This is a genomic window from Tissierella sp. MB52-C2 (genome assembly GCF_030931715.1).
In the GTDB taxonomy this organism is placed as follows: domain Bacteria; phylum Bacillota; class Clostridia; order Tissierellales; family Tissierellaceae; genus Tissierella.
This window is the reverse complement of the sequence record NZ_CP133261.1, coordinates 3232514-3253282: the sequence shown is the minus strand read 5'-3', so window position 1 is coordinate 3253282 and position 20769 is coordinate 3232514. Positions and strand designations below refer to the sequence as shown.

The following is a 20769-nucleotide window of genomic DNA, read 5'->3' as shown; positions in this document are numbered from 1 at the left end:
TAAAAGAGTATATGTTCATATAAAATGGTACCTTTGTCAAGGACATTTAAAAAAGAGAACTAAGCAGTAAGAAGATGATTTCTGTATTGAACGGGAGTCATCTTTTTCACGTTCCATTGATATTGATAATTATTGTAATAGACCATTATAACTTATTCTCCATATAAAAAAGATGATTCTATAACTAGAATCATCCTAAGATACAATAATCTTTTATACTACTAATTTTATCAAATTAGTAGATGGGTCTTTTGTAAATATATTATTATCTTCTCTTATTACATCGTAACCTAAATTTCTCAAATTATTTATTGTATTTTCCCTTACATCTATACCAGGAAATATTATACTATAATATTTCATACCTGCAGCATTATCTGGCAAAGCTAGAGAATTCTTTCCGTTCCAGATATTTAGTCCTATATGGTGATGATATCCTCCTGATGAAATAAATAATGCTGAATTAGCCAGTTTCATTACTAAATCAAATCCCAATCCATCACAATAAAATTTTTTTGCTTCATCTAAATCTCCTACATGTAAATGGATATGTCCTATTATAGTTTCTTTTGGAATCTTATCCCACTTTCCTTCACCAGCGTCAAGTATAATACTATCATAATCCAAAGGATCTGTTACCATTTCTACTTGGTTTTCTTTACGTTTCCATTCCTCGCTGTCTATATCTCTATAGACTTCTATTCCATTCCCATCTGGATCTTCTAAATATATAGCCTCACTAACTCCATGATGTGCTCCCCCAATTATAGGATAGCTCTTTTCTCTTAGATGTTTTAAAAATAATCCTAAATGAAATCTACTTGGTAAAAGAAGTGCAAAATGATAAATTCCTGTTCTTCTTGGTAGTTTTGGTATTGCATTATCAGGTTCTACAATTGTAACTATAGGATTAACTCCATCTGCTGTCAATATCACTTCTTTTTCTCTTCTATCTAATATTTTTAATCCCATTATTTCTGTATAAAATTCTACAGTCCTTTTTACATCCACTACTTTTAATACTATATGATTAACAAATATATTTGGTTTTTCATGAAATTTTGACATAAAATCACCCTCATTTTTTTAGTAAATATAATATACCCAATAGTAAAGTTTTAAATTAATTATTCTGTTGCTAATTCCTTTTCTTCTTCTCTTTTTCATCTTAGAGCTTAATTTGACTTAAATGACTTCCTAGAAAGGCTTTTTTGAAGAGCTTCTATTATAAGCATTTTTATGTAAGATTTTGGTAATAAATTAAAATTAAGGGTAATAATGGGACTGGTAATGAAAGGTATCGGATTTTGTATTTATAATAAGCAAAAGGGTGAAAATATGACAAATCATAGAAAGCTGGAAATCCAGCATATCATATCCATAGCTATTTCAATCATAGTTGTACTTATGGTTATTGGTAGCCTTCTAATAATTAATTTTCCGAATCAAAAGAGTAAATATATGGCAGAAAAAGGAGTTTTAAATCTTCAGGATTGGAAAATAGACGGAGAAGGAAATATTAAGCTAGATGGGGAATGGGAATTCTATCCAGATTTATTGCTTAAGCCTGAAGATACAAAAGCTTATGGATTTAAAGAGTATGAGAACATCAAAAAATACGTAAATGTTCCTGGTTCATGGAAGGACTATTTAAATGAGGAAGGTTCTCCTGATGGATCAGGTACATATAGGATTATTGTTAGAGTGCCAGAGGATGAAGTATATGGTATCAAAACTAGGACTATACGTACAGCAAGCCGTGTCTATTTAAATGGGCATGAGGTTGCTAGTGTAGGAAGCCTATCTATAAATAAGGAGGACTTTCGAAGAGGGAGCAAATATAGGGTAGCAGCAGGTAATAGCGTAAACAAGGAAATTGAACTAATAATTCATGTTTCAAATTATGATTATCCAACAGGAGGCATTATCAAATCCATTGAATTTGGAACTTTTGAGTCAATTATGGAGAGCAACAATAAGAGCCGTGCATTAGATGCACTGACGATTTCAGTTTGTCTAACCTTATGTATATATTTTCTTATAATATACTCTCAGCGAAGGAAAGAACTTTATTTAATATATTTTAGCGGAATGAATTTCTTTATGGGAATATATTTATCAACTATGAATGAACAGCTTTTAGATTTAGTATATAACTACAATTATGTAACTAGAACTGCAATCCAGGTTCTGACAATGATAATGGTAATCCTTTGTTTTTCGCAATTTACGCATTGTTTCTTCAGCAATCAGGGTAGTAATAAGATTATAAATAGAATATCTATAATAATTTTTGTTACGCTGGCAATTTTCTTTTGTAATCCAAATACCCCCTTACTTATCTATCTGGGTTATTTACATGCGACTCTCTTGGGGCTTTTGATGATGAGATATAGCTACATATTATATATTTTATTAAAGGAAATATATAATAAAGCAGATTCCTTAGAATATATTTTAATAATTACAACCTCTATGTTTTCCTATTGGTTCATAATGACGTTGAAGATATTATTCGAAATAGATTTGGGGAATATTCCTATTTTGTTGATTTTATTATTGATGCTTAGTATAGCTGCATTGATGAGCCATCGTCTTCAACTAGATTATCAAAGGGCAAGCTCTCTCTCAGAGAAGCTTATAAGGTACGATAAGCTAAAGGATGAATTTCTAGCTAAGGCATCCCACGAATTAAGGACACCTTTACATGTAATACTCAATTTAACAAAAAACTTATTAGAGGGGCAAAAGGGAGCACTGAATTCTCAACAGCAGGAAGATTTGTTCTTTATAAATCAGGAAGGCCAAAGATTAACTCGTTTGGTAGAAGATTTATTAGATGCTTCTCAAATAAAAAGTGGCGAAATAAAGTTAAGATTAAGCTCAATTGAACCATATAAAATTGTAGAAGATATTTTAAAGGAAATGAGAATTTTAATCCCTGAAAATAAGTCAATCGTATTAAAAAATCAGGTTCCTAGAGTATTTCCAGCATTAAGGGCAGATTCAGATAAATTTAGGCAGATTATCTATAATCTAGTCCATAATGCTATTAAATATACAAAAGAAGGGGAAGTTGTGGTTTTTGCATCTGTAGTTGACAGACAGGCAGAAATCAAAGTATCAGATACTGGAATTGGAATTGAAGAAAAATATTTTAAGGAAGTTTTTGATATTTTTTATCAGAAAAATGAAGAAGGACAAAGAATAGGATTAGGACTGGGATTATCCATAGTAAGGCATCTAGTGGAGAGTCAAGGCGGTGAAATAGATGTGGAATCCATTTATGGCAAAGGTTCTAGCTTTAAATTTACATTACCAATATATGATGTAAAGATAAAGCAACAAGATGGAATGGTTTCTGTTGAAGAAGATATTTTTAAATCTAATAATTCTATAGAGAAAATTCCTAAATTAGAAAGAGAGAAAAGAAACTATATAGGTAAACCAATGGTTTTAATAGCAGATGATGAACCATTGAACCAAAAAATCCTATGGGATATTATGGAACAACTGGAGTTCAATGTGATCTTAGCCGATAACGGAGAAGAGACTTTAGATATTCTTAAAAGAAATGAAATAGATTTAATAATCTTGGACTTTATGTTACCAGATATGTCTGGAGATAGAATATGCGAAATAGTTCGTCGAGATTACTCTATGGTAGAACTTCCCATTCTAATTTTAACGGCATCAGGAAAGACAATTGATTTAATGAATGCATTTGACTATGGTGCCAATGATTTTCAAAGAAAGCCCATAGATTCTGAGGAATTGAAATCTAGAATTCAATCCTTATTACTAATGAAAAAATCAGTGGAGGAAGGGCTGGAAAAAGAATTCCAATATTTTTATTCTCAAATATCGCCACATTTTCTCTATAATACAATAAATACTATTATCGGTCTTAGTTATAAAGATAGTGAAAAAGCAAGAAAAGCTTTAAATAATCTATCTATTTATTTTAGAGGAAAGTTAGATATCCATAGGAAGAAGGGGCTTATTACTCTGGAGTCGGAACTGGAATTGATAATTGCATATCTTGAAATAGAGCAAATGAGATATGGAGAAGGGTTGAAGATTGAATATAATATTGAAGAAGGAATAAGAGCCATGATTCCACCTTTAACATTACAACCTATAGTAGAGAATGCTATAGGACATGGTCTTGCAACTAAAAATAATAGCGGGATAGTGAAGATTATCGTGAAAAGAAAACCTAAGGGGTTTATAAGTATAAGAATAGAAGATAATGGGGTGGGAATGACATATGAAAAGCAACAAGAAATTCTAAGAGGAAACAACCAAAGAGTTGGGTTTACAAATGTAGTGGAAAAAATAAAGATATTAAGAGGAGCAACATTATCATTAGAAAGTAAATTAGGAGAAGGTACAAAAGTAGAGATTGTTATTCCGGAGGTGAGACATAATGAGGACCATTTTAATTGATGATGAACCCATTGCATTAGACTTATTAGGATTTATGCTTTCCTCCTATGAAGATATAGATATAGTGGGTAGTTATACAAAACCTATTGAGGCATTAAAGGAGATTAAGAAAATACAACCTAATGTTATATTTTTAGATATTGAAATGGGAGAGATAAATGGATTAGAACTTGCTGAACTTTTTATGAAGGAACTTGATACTGTGGAAATAGTATTTATTACAGCTTATTCAGAATATGCAGTAGATGCCTTTGAAATAAATGCTATTGATTATTTATTAAAGCCTATCCAAGAAAAACGTCTCAATAAAACTATTGAAAGATTAAAGGACAAAACGAAAGAAGAATATGGAATAAATATTTCAGATAATAGATTGAAAGTAAATGGTTTTGGTTCTTTTGAGGTACTGGATAGCATGGATAAGCCTTTAATTTGGCGTACCCAAAAAGCCAAGGAGTTATTTGCTTATTTATGGAATAAAAGGGAAAGAGCTGTTTCCAAAATGTTAATCATGGAGACTATTTTCCCCGATAGAGATTTAGATAAGGCCACCACTCTATTGCACACGACTATTTATCAACTGAGAAAGAATTTAGAGAAATTGGGTTATCTAAATGGAATTACTTATTTCAATGACTGTTATCAATTAGAAGTCCCAATTAAATCTGATGTCCAAGAATTAAATCAAGTGTTGAATTTGAAAAACCATAATGAGAAGGAGATAGAAAAAATCTTAAAAATTTATAAGGGAGACTTTTTAGAAGAGGAAGGTTATCATTGGGCGATGGAATTTCAACAAACATATAAAGACACAGTATCTAATGTACTAGAAAAATATGCAATGTCTCAATTGGAATATGGAAAGTTAACTCCAATTTTAAAGATTTGTTTAGATAAAGTTCATAAAATGGATTCATTTAATGAAAAAGTGGCTAAAATGATGATTCATTATTATGGTAAGCAAAGTAATAGGATTAGTTTAGAAGCTTTCTTCAATGACTATGTAGAAAGTCTTCGGGAAGAGATGGGACTTAGACCAATGAAAAGTACAGTAGATTTGTATAGGAGATATATGGAAAAAATTTAGTGACGTAAAATATATGACTTGTTTGTTCAGAGTTTGTTCAGTGTTTATATATATAATTAAGTATATAGGTATTGATTGTCTTATACTTAAGGATGTTTGACAGATTAATAAAATTATTGAAGAACTCCGTTCTATAGTTATGACAAGGTATAAGAAAGGATGGCTGTAAAAAATGCAAAAAAAGTTAAATATCAATTTGAAATACTTAAGTTTAAACATAAAAATATTATTATCTGTTCTAATGATATTTTTATTATTTGTATCAATATTAGCTTTTGTTGGTTTAAAAAGTTATGTCAATATAGCAGTTAGTACAGAACAGAGAAATTTACAAAATGTAAATAATGTTGCAATAGATGCTTTAGCTTCTGCTAGTCGTGCAAGTCAATTTGTAAAGACCAATATTCTAGGGAATGACGATATAGATGCATTGGCTTCTGCCAGTAAAGTTCAGTACATAGAATCCAATGCTCAAGGAGCGGACGACGAATTAAATAGAATACTATCTGCTCAAAATTATATAGAAAGCTTAAATATTGGGAAAGAAGGATTTTTCGTAGCATTTAATAAAGAAGGAGAAATAAAATTACATTCAGATAGAGAATATATGCAAAAATATGGGTTCGAAATCAAGGGTGACTATGCCTTAATATATAAAGACATACTTAATTATTCATTAGAAAATACACCTAAAGAAGTTTCGGACAATGATGGAGATTTCAGTAGAAAATTCATAGGAGAAGAACGATTTACCTTAGATGGAAAAGATCATTATGGAAGAATTGAAATGTGGGAAGATCTCTATATAGCAAGTATACTAGATGAATATTCAATTGTTGCAGAGGCTAAACAGGCAATAATGAAAATACTTATTTTTCTATTATTGGGGATTGTAATTGCTGCAGTGATTTTCATTTATTTAATTAATAGGCTAGTGGGAGATAAGATGAAAATCATTAAAAGTAATGCTCAAAAATTTGGACAAGGTGACTTTACAAACTTAGATACACTCCAGGTTAGAGTTAGAGATGAAATATCTGAAACTAATGAGGTTTTAATAGATTCTTCTGAAAATATGCTAGATATAATTAAAACCTTAAGTCATAATAGTGAAGAGTTACTATCAGAGGGAGAGACTCTGCAAGATTTAAGTAGAAGCTATAGTATTGGAAGCAAGGAGATTGTCATTGCAGTAGATGAAATTGCAAGTGGAAGCGAAAAACAAGCAAATGAGACTATGAAAGGTTTAGAAGAGTTGAGCTCATTAGCACAAATCATTGATGAAGAACAGGAAAAATTAGAGGTATTAAATTTAAGAGTTGAAGATATAGACAAGCTCAAGGAAGAAGGAAATGAGATAATAGAAATCTTAGTAGAATATACAAAGAGAAGTAATAATGCAGCTATACAAGTAAAAAACGTTATAGATCAATCTAATATTAATGCCAGTAAAATAGAGGAGGCAAGTATAAAGATAAAAGGAATAGCCAATCAAACCAATCTTTTAGCACTTAATGCAAGTATAGAGGCTGCTCGAGCAGGAGATGCCGGACGTGGTTTTGCAGTTGTAGCAGGTGAAATAAGGAAATTGGCAGAAGAATCTAGTATATTTGCTTTAGAGATAGAAGAAGTTATAAAAGATTTATTATTGGGATCTGGAAAGGCAGTAGATTTAATGGACAGAGTAAGGAAAGAAGCTGAATATCAGACAGAAAGTGTAGAAAAGACAGGAGAAAAATTTGACAAAATAAGAGAAAAAATAGAAGAAATAAAAAATGTAATAGATGAACTTAATGAAGGTGGAAGTATCCTTGAATCAAGAAAAGAGAAAATAACAGAAGTAATAGAACATCTAAGTGCCATTGCACAGGAAAATAATGCTAATACGGAGGAAGTTAGTGCCAAGGTAGAAGAACAAAATAATAGCACTTTGAAATTAGAAGATTTAAGTAATAATTTAAAAATGGTGTCTGAAAGCCTAATGAGCAAGTTAGAGATATTGTACAACACTAAGTAAATATAGTTATTTAAAAGATTCTGTTTTACAAAGTAAGAGGAGTTGTTAAGATGGACGTTTTTAGAGTATATGATTTACAAAGATATTTAGATGGGATTAGCAGATTATTCGATATTGTCAGGATAGTAAATCCTATAACTAAGGAGGTTATTTATAAAAATGGGTTTGCAGATACTATAGTTCACAGGGAAAATTGCTATGAATTTTGGAAGACCGGAAATCCCTGTCATAACTGTATATCTTCCCAAGCCTTTAAAGAAAGAAAAAACTTTACCAAAATTGAGTACTTAGGTGACGGAGTATACGTGGTTATAGCATCTCCTATTATTTTCGGAGATGATTTATATGTCTTAGAATTAGTTAAAGATATTACTGAAACAGGAATTGCAACTGGATTAAGTGGTCTAAGTATTAAAGAAACCAATGATATAATAGCTGAACTCAATAAAAAAGTTCTAAGAGATGATTTAACAGGACTATATAATAGGAGATATATAAATCAAAGACTGCCAACTGATATTGATTACGCTAAAAAGCATAAGGAGAGACTAACGGTTATAATGTTAGATATCGATTATTTTAAACAGGTAAATGATACTTATGGACATGTAGCCGGCGATTTAGTACTAAAAGGATTATCTAGAGTACTAAGTGCAAATATTAGAAAAGATTACGATTGGGTTGCCAGATATGGTGGAGATGAATTCCTTATTATATTAAAAAACTCAGATCAAGAAATAGCTGCTAAGGTTATGAAGGAAATTCAAGATACTGTAGAAAATATGAGTATTAGATTTGATAACAATGAAATAAACATAAATATAAGTATTGGTTCTTCTATAGTAAATCCTGGGGAAAAGGATTTTGATGGAATAATTTATGAGGTTGATGAAAATCTAAGAAAAGCAAAGGATAAGGGTAAAAATAGGTCGTAGCGTATTAAATTTCTAGCACCACAGAAAATAGACATATTAATATGAAAATATAATGGGGTGAGGGGTATAGAGAGTCTTTATGAACTTGTAAAATCTGATGTAGGGGTACCTATTAAAGTATTTATACATTCGGTTAACAAGCTAAAAATGCATTGGCATAAGCATTTGGAAATATTACTGGTCCTACAGGGGTCTATTAATATTAGAATAGGAGATGACCAGTATTTACTTAAGGAAAATGATCTTATATTAATTAATAACAATGAAATTCATAATACGACTAAAACACATGAAGACAATATAGTGTTAGCCTTACAAATTGATACTAAACATTACGATAGATATTTTAATGGATTTAGCAAGAGAATATTTGATTGTAAATCCTTTATGTTTGAGGAAGAGGAGCAGGGAAGGTTTGATATTATTAGAAACCATTTAGCTAAAATAATATGGAATCTAAATAAAAGAAAACAAGGACATTCACTGAAAATAGCCTCAGAGCTATTTTTACTTGCAGAACACCTTCTTAACAATTTTCATAATGAATTATTAGCAGAGGATAGGGTGGAGGCTATTAGCGATGATATCCATAGGCTCAGTAGTATTATAAGCTATATAGATGATAATTTTGATAAGGGTGTAACATTACAGGATGTGGCTAATAATCAAAACCTTAATAACTACTACTTATCTCATTATATAAAGAAAAGTCTTGGAATGACCTTTCGAGAATATTTAAATACACTGAGATTAGAAAAGGCTGTTGTTCTACTGGTAAGGACAGATAAGACAATAACCGATGTAGCCTTTGAAAGCGGATTTCCTAGCACAAAATCCCTGAATTCTCTTTTCAGAAATGTGTACAATTGTACTCCTTCCCAATTCAGGAAAGAAAATAAGAATAGAGCAAATAAATTATACAATCTAAGCGCAGATGAAGAGAATCTAAAAGACAGAACATATTTAGATGTAGATAGGACAGAGGCTTTTTCGAAACTGTACACATATCTAGACTATGATTTATCACAAGAGAATAATATATATTTACATACTAAGGAGACAATTGACATAGATGTGCATTGTAAAGGAATTAATAATAACTTCTATTGGAAAAAGCTCATAACCTTTGGAAGGGCAGCAGAAGGGCTAAGGAGAAATTGGCAAAATCAACTAAAAGAGCTTCAATCTGAAATAGGATTTGAATACATTAGATTTCATGGTATATTTTCAGACGAAATGATGGTATGTAATATAGGTGATGCTGGAAGCATTATATATAATTGGTCTTATGTAGATGAGTTATTTGATTTTTTTAAGGAGGTAAATATTAAGCCCTTTGTTGAATTGGGATTTATGCCATCTGAAATAAAAAAATCTAATGAAACTATGTTTTGGTGGAGGGCAAATATATCTGGACCAAGAGATATTAATTTATGGACAGATTTAGTTAAGGAATTTGTTAAACATTGCATAAACAGATATGGACTAAAAGAAGTAGAAACATGGTATTTTGAAGTTTGGAACCAACCAGAATTAGAAAATGTATTTTGGGTTGGAGGAAAAGAAGAGTATTTTGAGTTTTATAAAGAAACTACACTAGCTATTAAGTCTATTTCCAAGAAACTAAAGGTAGGGGGACCTGCCATTACTTATGAAATTATGAATAAAGGAACGTGGTTTGACGACTTCTTAAATTATTGTAATGAAAATAATTTATTATTGGATTTTGCTTCCCTACATATTTATCCTGAAGCGTTTTCATCAACAGAAGAAGTAGAGGATATAATGGTTAGGGTCAAAGAAGGGGAAGATTTATCAAAGTTAATATCATCATTGGAAGCTATGAAAAGAATTTACCATGATAAAGACCACACATATAACACATTGAAATCCATTCATGACAAACTAAATCAAAATTTATCTTATAAACCTGAAATCCATATAACAGAGTGGAGTTCTTCGGCCTATGGAAGAAACCTTATACATGATACATGCTTTGAAGCGAATTTTATCATTAGAAATACTTTAAAATCCATAGGTAAAGTAGATTCCCTTGGATATTGGACATTTACAGATATTATGGAAGAAACAAAGGCTGGTATTTCCCATTTCCATGGTGGATTTGGTTTGATAAATAAGGATGGAATAAAAAAACCATCTTATTTTGCATATTATTTGCTATCAAAGCTAGGAGAAAAGATTATAGAACAAGGTGAAGAATATATAATAACTAAAAGTGAAGAGAATATTCAAATTTTAGCCTATAATTTTGCATACTTTGACGAACTATTTATGAATGGAGATACATCTGCATTAACTAATACAGAGCGATATTTAGTATACGAAAATAAGGAAACTAAGAAAGTAGAGATTAATGCTACGGGAATTTTCGGATATTATAAGGTTACAAGATATGAGCTAAACAGAGAGAATGGATCGTCCTTCGACCAATGGGTGAAGATGGGAGCACCTGAGAATATGACAAAAGCAGAAGTCCATTATTTAAAGGGTAAGGCAAATCCCAAAATCTCTGTGGAATATCTAAATATAGATGGAAACTATTATAATAGTCTATATATCCCGGTTCATGGAGTGGAACTGATAATACTTGAGAAGCAAATATAGTCTAGGTAAATCCATGCAAGGGAGAAATAAACTTATGAAAATAGCAAAAAAAGGGATATGATTTACTAAAAATAGCATATATATCAAGGGGGGAATAGAATATCATAATATAATAGCAGTAAATATAAAGGAAAGGGGGAAAAATAGTGAAAATATTTTATAACAAAAGTAGATATGGAATAGTAATGATGGTAGTTCTAGCCATGCTACTACAAATAATAGTTCCTGTTGCAGAATCTGTCTATGCTCAAGGAGATACAGTTACACTAGTAGATGGAAATTTTGCAATAGAGGCACACAAGACAGAAAAAGGAAAAGCAACTGTTAGCTGGGAATATGTATATAGACCTGGAGAAAAGACAGAATATGAACTGAATCTTGGCTCTATCTTTGAACAATATAAGGAAGAATCGGGTGTTCTAATTGCAGATGAAGGCGAAATAGGAGAATATACAATTTCCCAAGATGGGGCAATAACTATAAATATTGATGAGAACATTGAAGAAATAGTTAGAGAACTCCGAGAAGAGATTGAAATACCAAAAGAACCGGAGGTACCAGAAGAAGATCCAATAACTGATGATAACAAGGATGATGATACTGATATAGAAGGTGAAGAAGAAACAGATGCTTCTGAGGTGACAGATGAAACTGAGGATGATGATGAAGGAATTACAGATGATTCAACTGATATAATTGAAACACCTGAAACTGAAGAGCCAGCAACAGAAGAACCAGTAGAAACAGGAAGAATAGGAAAACCATTAGTATCATTAGCATCTATAGAAGATATAGAAGAATTATATTTAGATGATGAAAGTTATACTTTTGAGGGGAGTTTTGAAGTTGAGGGGATTGTGGTTGAAGCAGAGCAACCGAAACGTATGACTTTTGCAGCAGGAAGAGATCTAGGAGATATATTTACAATTACCTCAGTAGAAGTTAAAATTAATAATAAAATAGTTGACCCTAATGATAATATCAGTGTGGGTGAAAATGACAAAATTGAAGTTAAATATGATTGGAAGATTGAAGATGGAGCTTTAAACTCAGGTGATTGGGTAACAGTAAAAATTCCAGATGCATTTAAATTAGAATCTGACATGAAAGGAGCACTAAATTTTGGTGGACTCCACTTTGGTAACTTTTATATAAGTAAAGATAATAATGAATTAAAAATAATATTTGGTGATGGTGCTTCTGGATTTGAAGAGTTTAATGATATGAGAAATAGAGGTGGAGAAGTAAAGGCAGAGCTAGTATTTAACACGACCTACTTTAATCAGAACACAACTCAAAAAATAAAATTTACAGAAGATGCAGATAAAACTTATACGATAACTTTAAAACCTAAAGATGGGAAAGAGATAGATAAAAGAGGAAAAGCAGATAGAGATAAAAATGCAACGGAAATATATTGGGAAATAGATGTAAACACTTCCTTAGATATTATCACAAATGCTATAGTAAAAGATGAACTACCTAGTGGCTCTAAGGTAATTACAGAAATAAAGGTATGGAAACTTCAAGTAGGATATGATGGGAGTTTAGAAGAGGTTGAAGAGCTTACAGTTGATTCTGAAGGGGATACAATTGCAAATTTTCCAATAAAACTTGGAGACATAGATAGTGCTTATCGAATAAAGTATACTACAAAAATAACAGACCCAGGAGAAACATCATTTAAGAACGAAGCTAGTTTAAATGGGGGCACTCCAATAGAAAAGGAAGTAACCACTGAGATTGGGCAACTTATAGAAAATAAAATAGGTACTAGAGATAGGTATTTAAATGCGAAAACCATAGACTGGAGTTTCGATATAAATACCAGAGAAGCAAATATAGTAAATGCTGTAGTTACAGATGAATTGGTTCCAGGATTAAGATTAGTTCCTGGTACTATAAAAATTTATAAACTAGATATAGACAATAATAAAATTGTTGGTAATCCCATAGAAGATTTTGATATTAAATATCTGGATAACAACAAAAAGTTTGAAATTGAGTTTATAAATATAAATGGGCAACCCTACAGAGTTAAGTATCAAACAGAAATAGACTATACAGAGATAGATACAACTGATAATACACCATTTAATAAGGAATATTCTTTTGTGAATACAGCGAAAATAACAGTAGATAATGCTGAAACTGATACAACATCAGAACCTGTAGAGGTAAAAAGAGATACCTTAATAGAGAAAAATGGAGAAAAATCTACAGACCCAGAAAAGAAAGAAATAACATGGACTATAGATATAAACAAAGGTAATGCAGATTTAAAAAATGTAATAATAACGGATACTCTAACTAATCATAGTGGATTAAATCTGGAATATGTTACTTTCACTATAAAAAACAATAAAACTGGTGATATTACTACACAAACATTAACGGCTGAAAATGGTGTTTTTACAATTAACTTAGGAAGTATAGATTCACATCACACCATAACTTATACTACAACAATAGTAGATTTAGAAACAGTGAGTGTTTCTAATACAGCTAAAGTAACTGCTACTGAAAATGGTAAAGATGTAGAAGGTACGATTGGTACGGGTAATATAAATCCAGGTATACCAAGTGAACCAACTATAAATAAGTCTTCTACAGATATAGATTATAATAAGAAAATTATAAGCTGGAAGACTGATATAAATATATATAAGGGGAAAGTAACAGAATTGACAGTAACAGATGAATTCCCTAATAAAGATATGATATTTAAGCCTGATACTCTAAAGGTCAGACATTATAAAGTGGGCGGGTTCAATAAACCATTATCAGAAGGAACTCATTATACAGTATCAGAGAAAGATGGTAGCTATCAAAATGGATTCGAGATTGTGTTTAATTTTGAGAATATAACAATAGATGAATTTAAAGATAGTAGAATTGAGATAATCTATGATACAGATTTTGATCCAAACAATACTGGAAAAAAAGGTGGGCCTCTTGATACTGAGGATAAAACTTCAAAAATTTATATTAATAATGTTAAATATGAAGGTAAATTAGATTATCTAGGCGAAATTAATAAAACTATAACGCAATCTACAAAAGCTGATAAAACGATAGATGATATACCATATAACAATGGAACAAAGACTGGAAAGCTTAGTGAAAAAGATAGAAGTATAGATTGGAAACTATATCTAAATTACTTGGGGAAAAAACTTGCAAGATTTGAGGTTGTTGATGAGTTATCTGATGGGCAAGTTATAAAAGATTTAGATAGTATTGTTGTAAAACCATATACTATTTCTAAAGATGGTAAACTTAATGGAGTAGTAGTAGGAAGTTCTGCTGAAGCTGAAAAATTTGAGATAGTAGGGCTTGAGGGAGACCCAGAAAATGGGTATACAAAATTCAAAATAGTTTTCGAAGAAGGTGTAACTAAGCCATATCTTGTAGAATATACCACAGATATAGTAGGTATATCTGAAGAAACTTATACCAATACTGCTAAAGTAGAAGGATATCCACCTTATACTAAAACTGAAAAATACGAGGACCATGATAATTTCTTAGAAAAGAAACCTACTGGTATTGGGCCTTCAGTTTGGGTAGATGATGTGATTAATTGGGAGTTAACTATAAATAAGTCGTTATCTCATATATCAGGTGCTACTATAACAGATAAAATTGGAGAGGGGCTTATATTATTAGAAGATAGTATAAAGATTTATAATTCTGATAATGTAAAGGTGTATGATTCCAAAAATACTGATGATACTAATCCGTTAGTAAAATATAGCTGGACTGGAAGTAAAGATGGTAAAGGAGAGTCAATCCTAGAAATCAAATTTTCCTCTGATATAATATGTGAAGCTTACATCATAAAATATAGTACAGTAGTAGCAGTAGAAAGTGGAAGTGTTAAAAATGGGGCAATATTTAAAGGTAACTCAGGGATAACTGAGGGAATAGAAACTGTTACTACTACTGAAACTACTAAAGACGTTGAGGTAAAACAAGCAGCCTCAGGTTCAGGATATGGAGAGTATACAGGGAGAATATCTTTATCGAAAAAAGATAAAGATACTGGCGAATATATTGACGGTGCAAAATTCAAATTATACTACGATTTAAACGGTACTAGGGTACAGATTGGGGATGAATTTACGGTAAGTGGTGGAATATATGTAATTGAAGATCTTTCCTATAGAACATATTATCTAAAAGAGATAGAAGCTCCAAAAGGATATGTGTTACCAGAAGATGAGCTGATTATAGAACTTAACAAATCCAATTGGGATTATGTTTTACCACCAATATTAAATACAGAAATCAAAGGAAAAATCCAATTTACGAAAGTGAACGATGATGACAACCTAATATCAGGAGTAACCTTCACATTATATGATGAGGGTGGAAACAACCCAGTACTTGATAAAGATGGAGAAGATATAGTTGCAATAAGTAACTCTGATGGTATAGTATTATTTGAGAACATACCTTATGGCAAATATACCATAAAAGAAACGAGTGCTCCAGATGAATATGTAAAATCGGATGATGTCCTATATGTAATTATTGGAGACGATGATAATGGAGAGACCGTTATTCCAACAAAAGATAAAGCTGGTACTGAAAAAGTAGAAGAATTTATAAATGCAAGAAAAAAGGGAAGCATAAAGCTTAAAAAGGTAGATGAAAATGGGGGAGCCTTGGAAGGTGCAACCTTTAAATTGTATTATAAAACTGATATTGAGCTTACAAATGAGATAAAATCAGCGACAAGTGATTCTAACGGTATAGTTGAATTCAAGGAAGTACCTTATGATGATTATATCATTGTAGAAACAAATCCACCAACAGGAGGATATAAACCTTCATCAGAAGATATAAAAGTATTAAAAGAAGACTTTATTTCTGCAACAGACGGTAAAATAGATTTAACTTTAGATGAAAAGAACTATGTAGTAAATGAAAAGATAAAAGGAAATATAGTAATAATTAAAAAAGGTGAAGGTGAGAATAGACTTCAAGGTGCAAAATTTGGACTATTTAAAAATAAAACAGATATTGAACCAATAGCAGGACTTGAAGGAGTTACTGGTGAGACTGGATATCTAATATTTGAAAAAGTTCCTTATGGCACTTATTTCATAAAAGAAATGGAAGCACCAGATGGATATTTAATATCGGATGAAGACTTACCAAAACAGGTAACAGTTAATGAATCAAATGATGATGTTACACAAGAATTCATTTTCCATAACACCAAAATTAGAGGAAATATACAACTACTAAAACAAGATGCCTATGGTAATTCATTAGAAGGTGCAAAGTTTGCTCTATATGATGAGAATGGAAAAAATCCAGTACTTGATAAAGACGGAAAAAATATAGTTGCAATAAGTGGTGACAAAGGTATAGTCCTATTTGAGAATATACCTTATGGAAAATATCAAGTAAAGGAAATAAAATCACCAGAAGGATATAAACTTGAAGTAGAAAAAGCATATCACATATCCATTAAAGAAGATGGAGTAACTGTGGAAAAGGATATAAATGATAATGCTCTAATAGTAACAAATATTGAGCTTGGAAGAATAAAGATAATTAAAGTAGACAATGCAAATGAAAATAGACGTTTATCAGGAGCAATATTTGAAGTTAGAGATATTGAAGGAGCTGTAATAGATACAGTAACTACAGATAGGGATGGTATAGCTATGGTAGAAGAGTTGGAATATGGAACTTATACCATAGGTGAAACAAAAGCACCATCAGGCTATAGATTAAATAGACAAGAATATAGTGTTACTGTAAATGGCGAAGATGATGGTGAGAATATAGAAGTATCTCTGACAGTGAAAAATACTAGGATTCCAGTAAACCCAGGACCAGGACCAGATCCAACAGATCCAGAACCACCAGTCAGACCACCAGTAAAACCACCGACAAAACCACCAGTAGATCCAGAAAAACCAACAGAGCCAACAGAGCCTGTTGACCCGACGGAGCCAGTGGAAATAACAGAGGTACCAGAGCCAGAGGAACCGGAAATACCAATAGTTATTACACCACCAAAGGGCGGAACCGTTGAGTTTGATGAAGATGGTAATTGGAAATATACTCCGAATCCAGAATTTACAGGAAAGGATAGTTTTGTTCTAAAACATCCAGATGGAACAGAGGAATTAATAGAAATAGATGTAGATGCTCCATTAGGTGGAACAGATGCAGATCAAAAAGCACCTACACTACCAAAGACGGGGCAAGTAGGTTCAATATTAATCTATCTTGTAGGGCTATTATTCATAGTAGTGGGAATAGTTCTAAGAAGAAGAACAGTCTAATACTCTAAGACAGGGAATATTAATATTCTCTGTCTTTTTTGTTCATATTTGAAACCAGATTTAAACAACAAGTATTGGGTATATAATAAATACAAATCTCTATAAGATAATTCAAGCAACTAGGACGAAATTCCTATTTACTTGAATTGGAAGATATGATAAACTGAAGAAAATAAATATATTTTATTGGTGCTTTCCACCGATAAAGGCAAATTTAGCGAAAGCTAGAGACGCAAAACTAAAGGGCCTTCCTTAGAAATAAGATGGCAGCCAGTTACCGAAAGGAGAGTTTTTTATGTTTAGAAAACATAGTATTATACTCTTGCTAGTTGTGACTTTGTTATTATTTTCAACAGTGGCTCAAGCAGCTGGTGGTTATATTGATAAATCTCAAGTGAATAGCGGAGTAATAAATATTAACTACAATAATGGTAAAGTTGGAGCAGTAAGAGTTAGCAAAGGTAGTACAAGCTATGATTATATATTAAAGGGAAACGAGACTATACCTTTACAACTTGGAAATGGTGAATATACTGTATTGGTGTTAGAAAATGCAGGAGGCAATAAATTTAAACAAATTGCTAAGGAAACTATTACATTAAAATCTATAGATTCAAATGAAGTATATCTACAATCTATTCAAATGATTAATTGGAACAATGATATGAATGCCATAAAAAAGGCAAAGGAATTAACTAAAAACGCTAAGAATAATAAGGAAAAGGTAGAATCAATTTATAACTATATCATAACTAATGTAAGCTATGATAATGACAAGGCAAATAAGTTAAGCTCAAACTATATACCAAAAATAGATGAAACTTTAAAATCACAAAAAGGAATATGTTATGACTATGCATCTCTATTTGCAGCAATGACTAGGTCAGTAGGATTACCTACTAAACTGCTTATGGGACATAAGAATGATATAAATGAATATCATGCATGGAACCAAGTATATTTAGCAGATAGCAATGAATGGATTATTATAGATACAACTTATGATGCTGGCAAGCAAAAAGGAAACAAATCTATTCCTATGATAAAAGATGGAAAAGATTATAAAATAGAAAAAGAATACTAAAATAACAAGGGATATCCCTTGTTATTTTAGTTATTATATGATTATTTATCTTTTAACATCTTAATAGCCTTTGTAATTTTTATAGGATTGCCGTACATTAAAGTACCTAATCTATATATTTTGGCGCCAAATATTCCAGTAATAATAGTTGATACAGCTAATATCAATAGGGAAATTACTATTTGAAAAGTTGATACATTTCCCATAGATACTCTTACAAACATTGCCATAAAGGATGTAAATGGAACAAATGAAGCTACTTTTAATGCATACATATCTGGGTTTGTAAGACCCATCATAGATATAAAGAAAGCAACAATAAATACTATGGTAAGTGGTGTAGAGCTTGTGCCTACATCTTCAGTTCTAGATACTAAGGCACCAATGACACCATAGATAAATAGATAGAAAAGATATCCTAATATTCCAAAGGTAGAAAATGTAGCCAATACATTTCCGGGAATATTAAAGATAAAATCCAAATTATTATTCCAGGCTTGATCATTTAATCTATAAGTTATACTAGCAACCAAAATCAAAGCACCAAACTGTATTATTCCAGCTAAAGCTCCAGCTATTACTTTCCCAAATATAAGATTTTTTGTACTGGTACTAGTTACTAAAATTTCCATAGTACGATTACTCTTTTCACTAGCTACGGAAGTAGCTGTTAACTGACCATAAAATAGTACAACAAAATATAATCCAAAGATTAAGATATAGGTATATAAATAATTTTTCATACCATCTTTACCTAAGACAGTAGTTTCATATTCTATAGGCGTATTATAAACTTCTAGGACTTCATTATAATCTATGCCCTTTTCTGAAAGAGTTTTATTTCTATATAGATTCAATAAAACATTTTCAAATGTAAACCTATTCCCATCATCCATACTAGTGTTTTTTACTAGATATTCATAATTTATAGGACTATTAACTATAAATCCTGCATCTATAGTATCTGATATAACTAAATTGCTTAACTCATCTTCATTTTTTACATTGATTAATTCATTATCTGGTAATTGAGATTGTAAATCATCTAATTTAATTGTATCTTCTTTAATTAAAACTCCATATTTAATCTTAGACTCAGTATGAGATGTTTCTTCTTTCTTTTTATCACCGAAAATTGGTTTACCAAAGGCATCCATTATAGTTGGTATAGTAAGTCCTATTATTACTAATAAACATAGGATAATAGTAGAAACCTTAAATACCTTATTTTTTAAGAAATTAAATAATTCAAATTTAAGCACTGTCAAAAGATCTCTCACTATCTATCACCTACCTTTTGTACAAATATATCTGTTAGAGTTGGCTCATATATTGAAAACTTTTCAATATCAATATTAAGTCCTATTAAATCATTTAACAGCTCATTTTTGGTTTTACCATTAATTAATTCGATAATTAAATAATCATTTTTAGATTCAAGTATATTTATATCTTTCATTTTATTAAACAAAACATTTTGCAATTCATTAATATTAAGATTAATAGCACTTAATGTTATTCTATTAGCACCATACTCTTTCTTTATAGACTTTAGATTCCCTGTCAAAACAATATCTCCTTTGTTTATAAGAGCAATTTCTTCACAAAATTCTTCTACATAGGTCATTTGATGGCTAGAGAAGATAACCAATTTTTGCTTATCTATTAACTCATTAATGACATCCTTAAGTATCTGAGAATTAACAGGATCTAGACCACTAAAGGGTTCATCTAATACAATTATATCTGGATTACATAGTAAGGTTTCTGCTATCTGTACCTTTTGTTGATTTCCCTTAGAAAGAGTTTCTAGCTTTTTATCTTTGTACTCCAATACACCTAGTTTTTCTAGCCAATATAATGTATTTTCTTTAGCCTTCTTTCTAGATAATCCTCTTAACTCTCCAAAATAAATAAGTTGGTCTAATATCTTTTGCTTAGGATATAGTCCTCTTTCTTCTGGAAGATAACCTATTGAATGTTCTCTAGGGTTAAAAGGTTTTCCATCTAAAAGGATTTCTCCTTCATTTGCATCAAATAATCCCATAAGTATTCTAATGGTTGTAGTTTTACCAGCACCGTTTCTACCGAGAAATCCCAATGCTTTACCACTCGTTATTGAAAAAGATACGCCATGTAACACTTCAGTCCCTGAAAAACTTTTGCGTATGTTTTTTATCTCAAGTATCATAAAATCAGCCCCTTTATGAAATATATATTTTAAATTATAGGGTATAGGAATTAGTAAGACAAGGGAAAATATT

10 protein-coding genes, 1 pseudogene and 1 riboswitch are annotated in these 20769 nt (G+C 31.0%); of the genes and pseudogenes, 7 read left to right on the top strand and 4 right to left on the bottom strand.

Annotated features, from left to right (window positions below):
* Window positions 1-59: 59 nt before the first annotated feature.
* Both RBU61_RS19645 and RBU61_RS16325 read right to left on the bottom strand, forming a co-directional pair.
* Window positions 60-146, bottom strand: a pseudogene (locus RBU61_RS19645) (IS3 family transposase); the annotation flags it as partial.
* 67 nt (window positions 147-213) lie between these two features.
* The gene (locus tag RBU61_RS16325) at window positions 214-1068 is read right to left on the bottom strand and encodes a VOC family protein (RefSeq protein WP_308876709.1); all 855 of its coding nucleotides are present in this window, start codon (window positions 1066-1068) and stop codon (window positions 214-216) included.
* A 270-nt stretch (window positions 1069-1338) separates the two neighbouring features.
* Between RBU61_RS16325 and RBU61_RS16320 the strand changes: the two genes are divergently transcribed.
* The 7 genes from RBU61_RS16320 (at window position 1339) to RBU61_RS16290 (ending at window position 18505) form a co-directional block, all read left to right on the top strand.
* Window positions 1339-4449, top strand: a complete 3111-nt coding sequence (locus RBU61_RS16320; protein ID WP_308876708.1) for an ATP-binding protein — start codon at window positions 1339-1341, stop codon at window positions 4447-4449.
* A complete protein-coding gene (locus RBU61_RS16315) occupies window positions 4430-5536 on the top strand; it encodes a response regulator (RefSeq protein ID WP_308876707.1) in 1107 nt (368 codons plus the stop codon). Before RBU61_RS16320 ends, RBU61_RS16315 begins: the two co-directional genes overlap by 20 nt.
* A gap of 172 nt (window positions 5537-5708) precedes the next feature.
* Complete coding sequence (locus RBU61_RS16310) at window positions 5709-7553, top strand: methyl-accepting chemotaxis protein (protein ID WP_308876706.1); 1845 nt, start codon at window positions 5709-5711, stop codon at window positions 7551-7553.
* A gap of 50 nt (window positions 7554-7603) precedes the next feature.
* Window positions 7604-8488, top strand: a complete 885-nt coding sequence (locus RBU61_RS16305) for a GGDEF domain-containing protein (RefSeq protein ID WP_308876705.1) — start codon at window positions 7604-7606, stop codon at window positions 8486-8488.
* Between the two features lie 57 nt (window positions 8489-8545).
* A complete protein-coding gene (locus RBU61_RS16300) occupies window positions 8546-11113 on the top strand; it encodes a helix-turn-helix domain-containing protein (RefSeq protein WP_308876704.1) in 2568 nt (855 codons plus the stop codon).
* Window positions 11114-11259: 146 nt separating this feature from the next.
* Window positions 11260-17421, top strand: a complete 6162-nt coding sequence (locus RBU61_RS16295; protein WP_308876703.1) for a SpaA isopeptide-forming pilin-related protein — start codon at window positions 11260-11262, stop codon at window positions 17419-17421.
* A gap of 197 nt (window positions 17422-17618) precedes the next feature.
* Window positions 17619-17703, top strand: a riboswitch (cyclic di-GMP riboswitch).
* A 13-nt stretch (window positions 17704-17716) separates the two neighbouring features.
* A complete protein-coding gene (locus tag RBU61_RS16290; RefSeq protein WP_308876702.1) occupies window positions 17717-18505 on the top strand; it encodes a transglutaminase-like domain-containing protein in 789 nt (262 codons plus the stop codon).
* Window positions 18506-18546: 41 nt separating this feature from the next.
* Here the strand turns inward: RBU61_RS16290 and RBU61_RS16285 are convergent, their stop codons facing one another.
* The gene (locus RBU61_RS16285; protein ID WP_308876701.1) at window positions 18547-19785 is read right to left on the bottom strand and encodes an ABC transporter permease; all 1239 of its coding nucleotides are present in this window, start codon (window positions 19783-19785) and stop codon (window positions 18547-18549) included.
* Entirely contained in the window at window positions 19785-20696 is a 912-nt protein-coding gene (locus RBU61_RS16280; protein WP_308876700.1) for an ATP-binding cassette domain-containing protein, read from the bottom strand. The genes RBU61_RS16285 and RBU61_RS16280 overlap by 1 nt, the downstream gene beginning before the upstream one ends.
* Window positions 20697-20769 lie beyond the last annotated feature (73 nt).

What these genes read in the sequence shown, in the direction of transcription:
- RBU61_RS16290 (WP_308876702.1), top strand. Translation starts at nt 17,717, where the DNA reads ATGTTTAGAAAACATAGTATTATACTCTTGCTAGTTGTGACTTTGTTA.
- RBU61_RS16280 (WP_308876700.1), bottom strand. Translation starts at nt 20,696, where the DNA reads ATGATACTTGAGATAAAAAACATACGCAAAAGTTTTTCAGGGACTGAA.
- RBU61_RS16325 (WP_308876709.1), bottom strand. Translation starts at nt 1,068, where the DNA reads ATGTCAAAATTTCATGAAAAACCAAATATATTTGTTAATCATATAGTA.
- RBU61_RS16310 (WP_308876706.1), top strand. Translation starts at nt 5,709, where the DNA reads ATGCAAAAAAAGTTAAATATCAATTTGAAATACTTAAGTTTAAACATA.
- RBU61_RS16320 (WP_308876708.1), top strand. Translation starts at nt 1,339, where the DNA reads ATGACAAATCATAGAAAGCTGGAAATCCAGCATATCATATCCATAGCT.
- RBU61_RS16315 (WP_308876707.1), top strand. Translation starts at nt 4,430, where the DNA reads ATGAGGACCATTTTAATTGATGATGAACCCATTGCATTAGACTTATTA.
- RBU61_RS16305 (WP_308876705.1), top strand. Translation starts at nt 7,604, where the DNA reads ATGGACGTTTTTAGAGTATATGATTTACAAAGATATTTAGATGGGATT.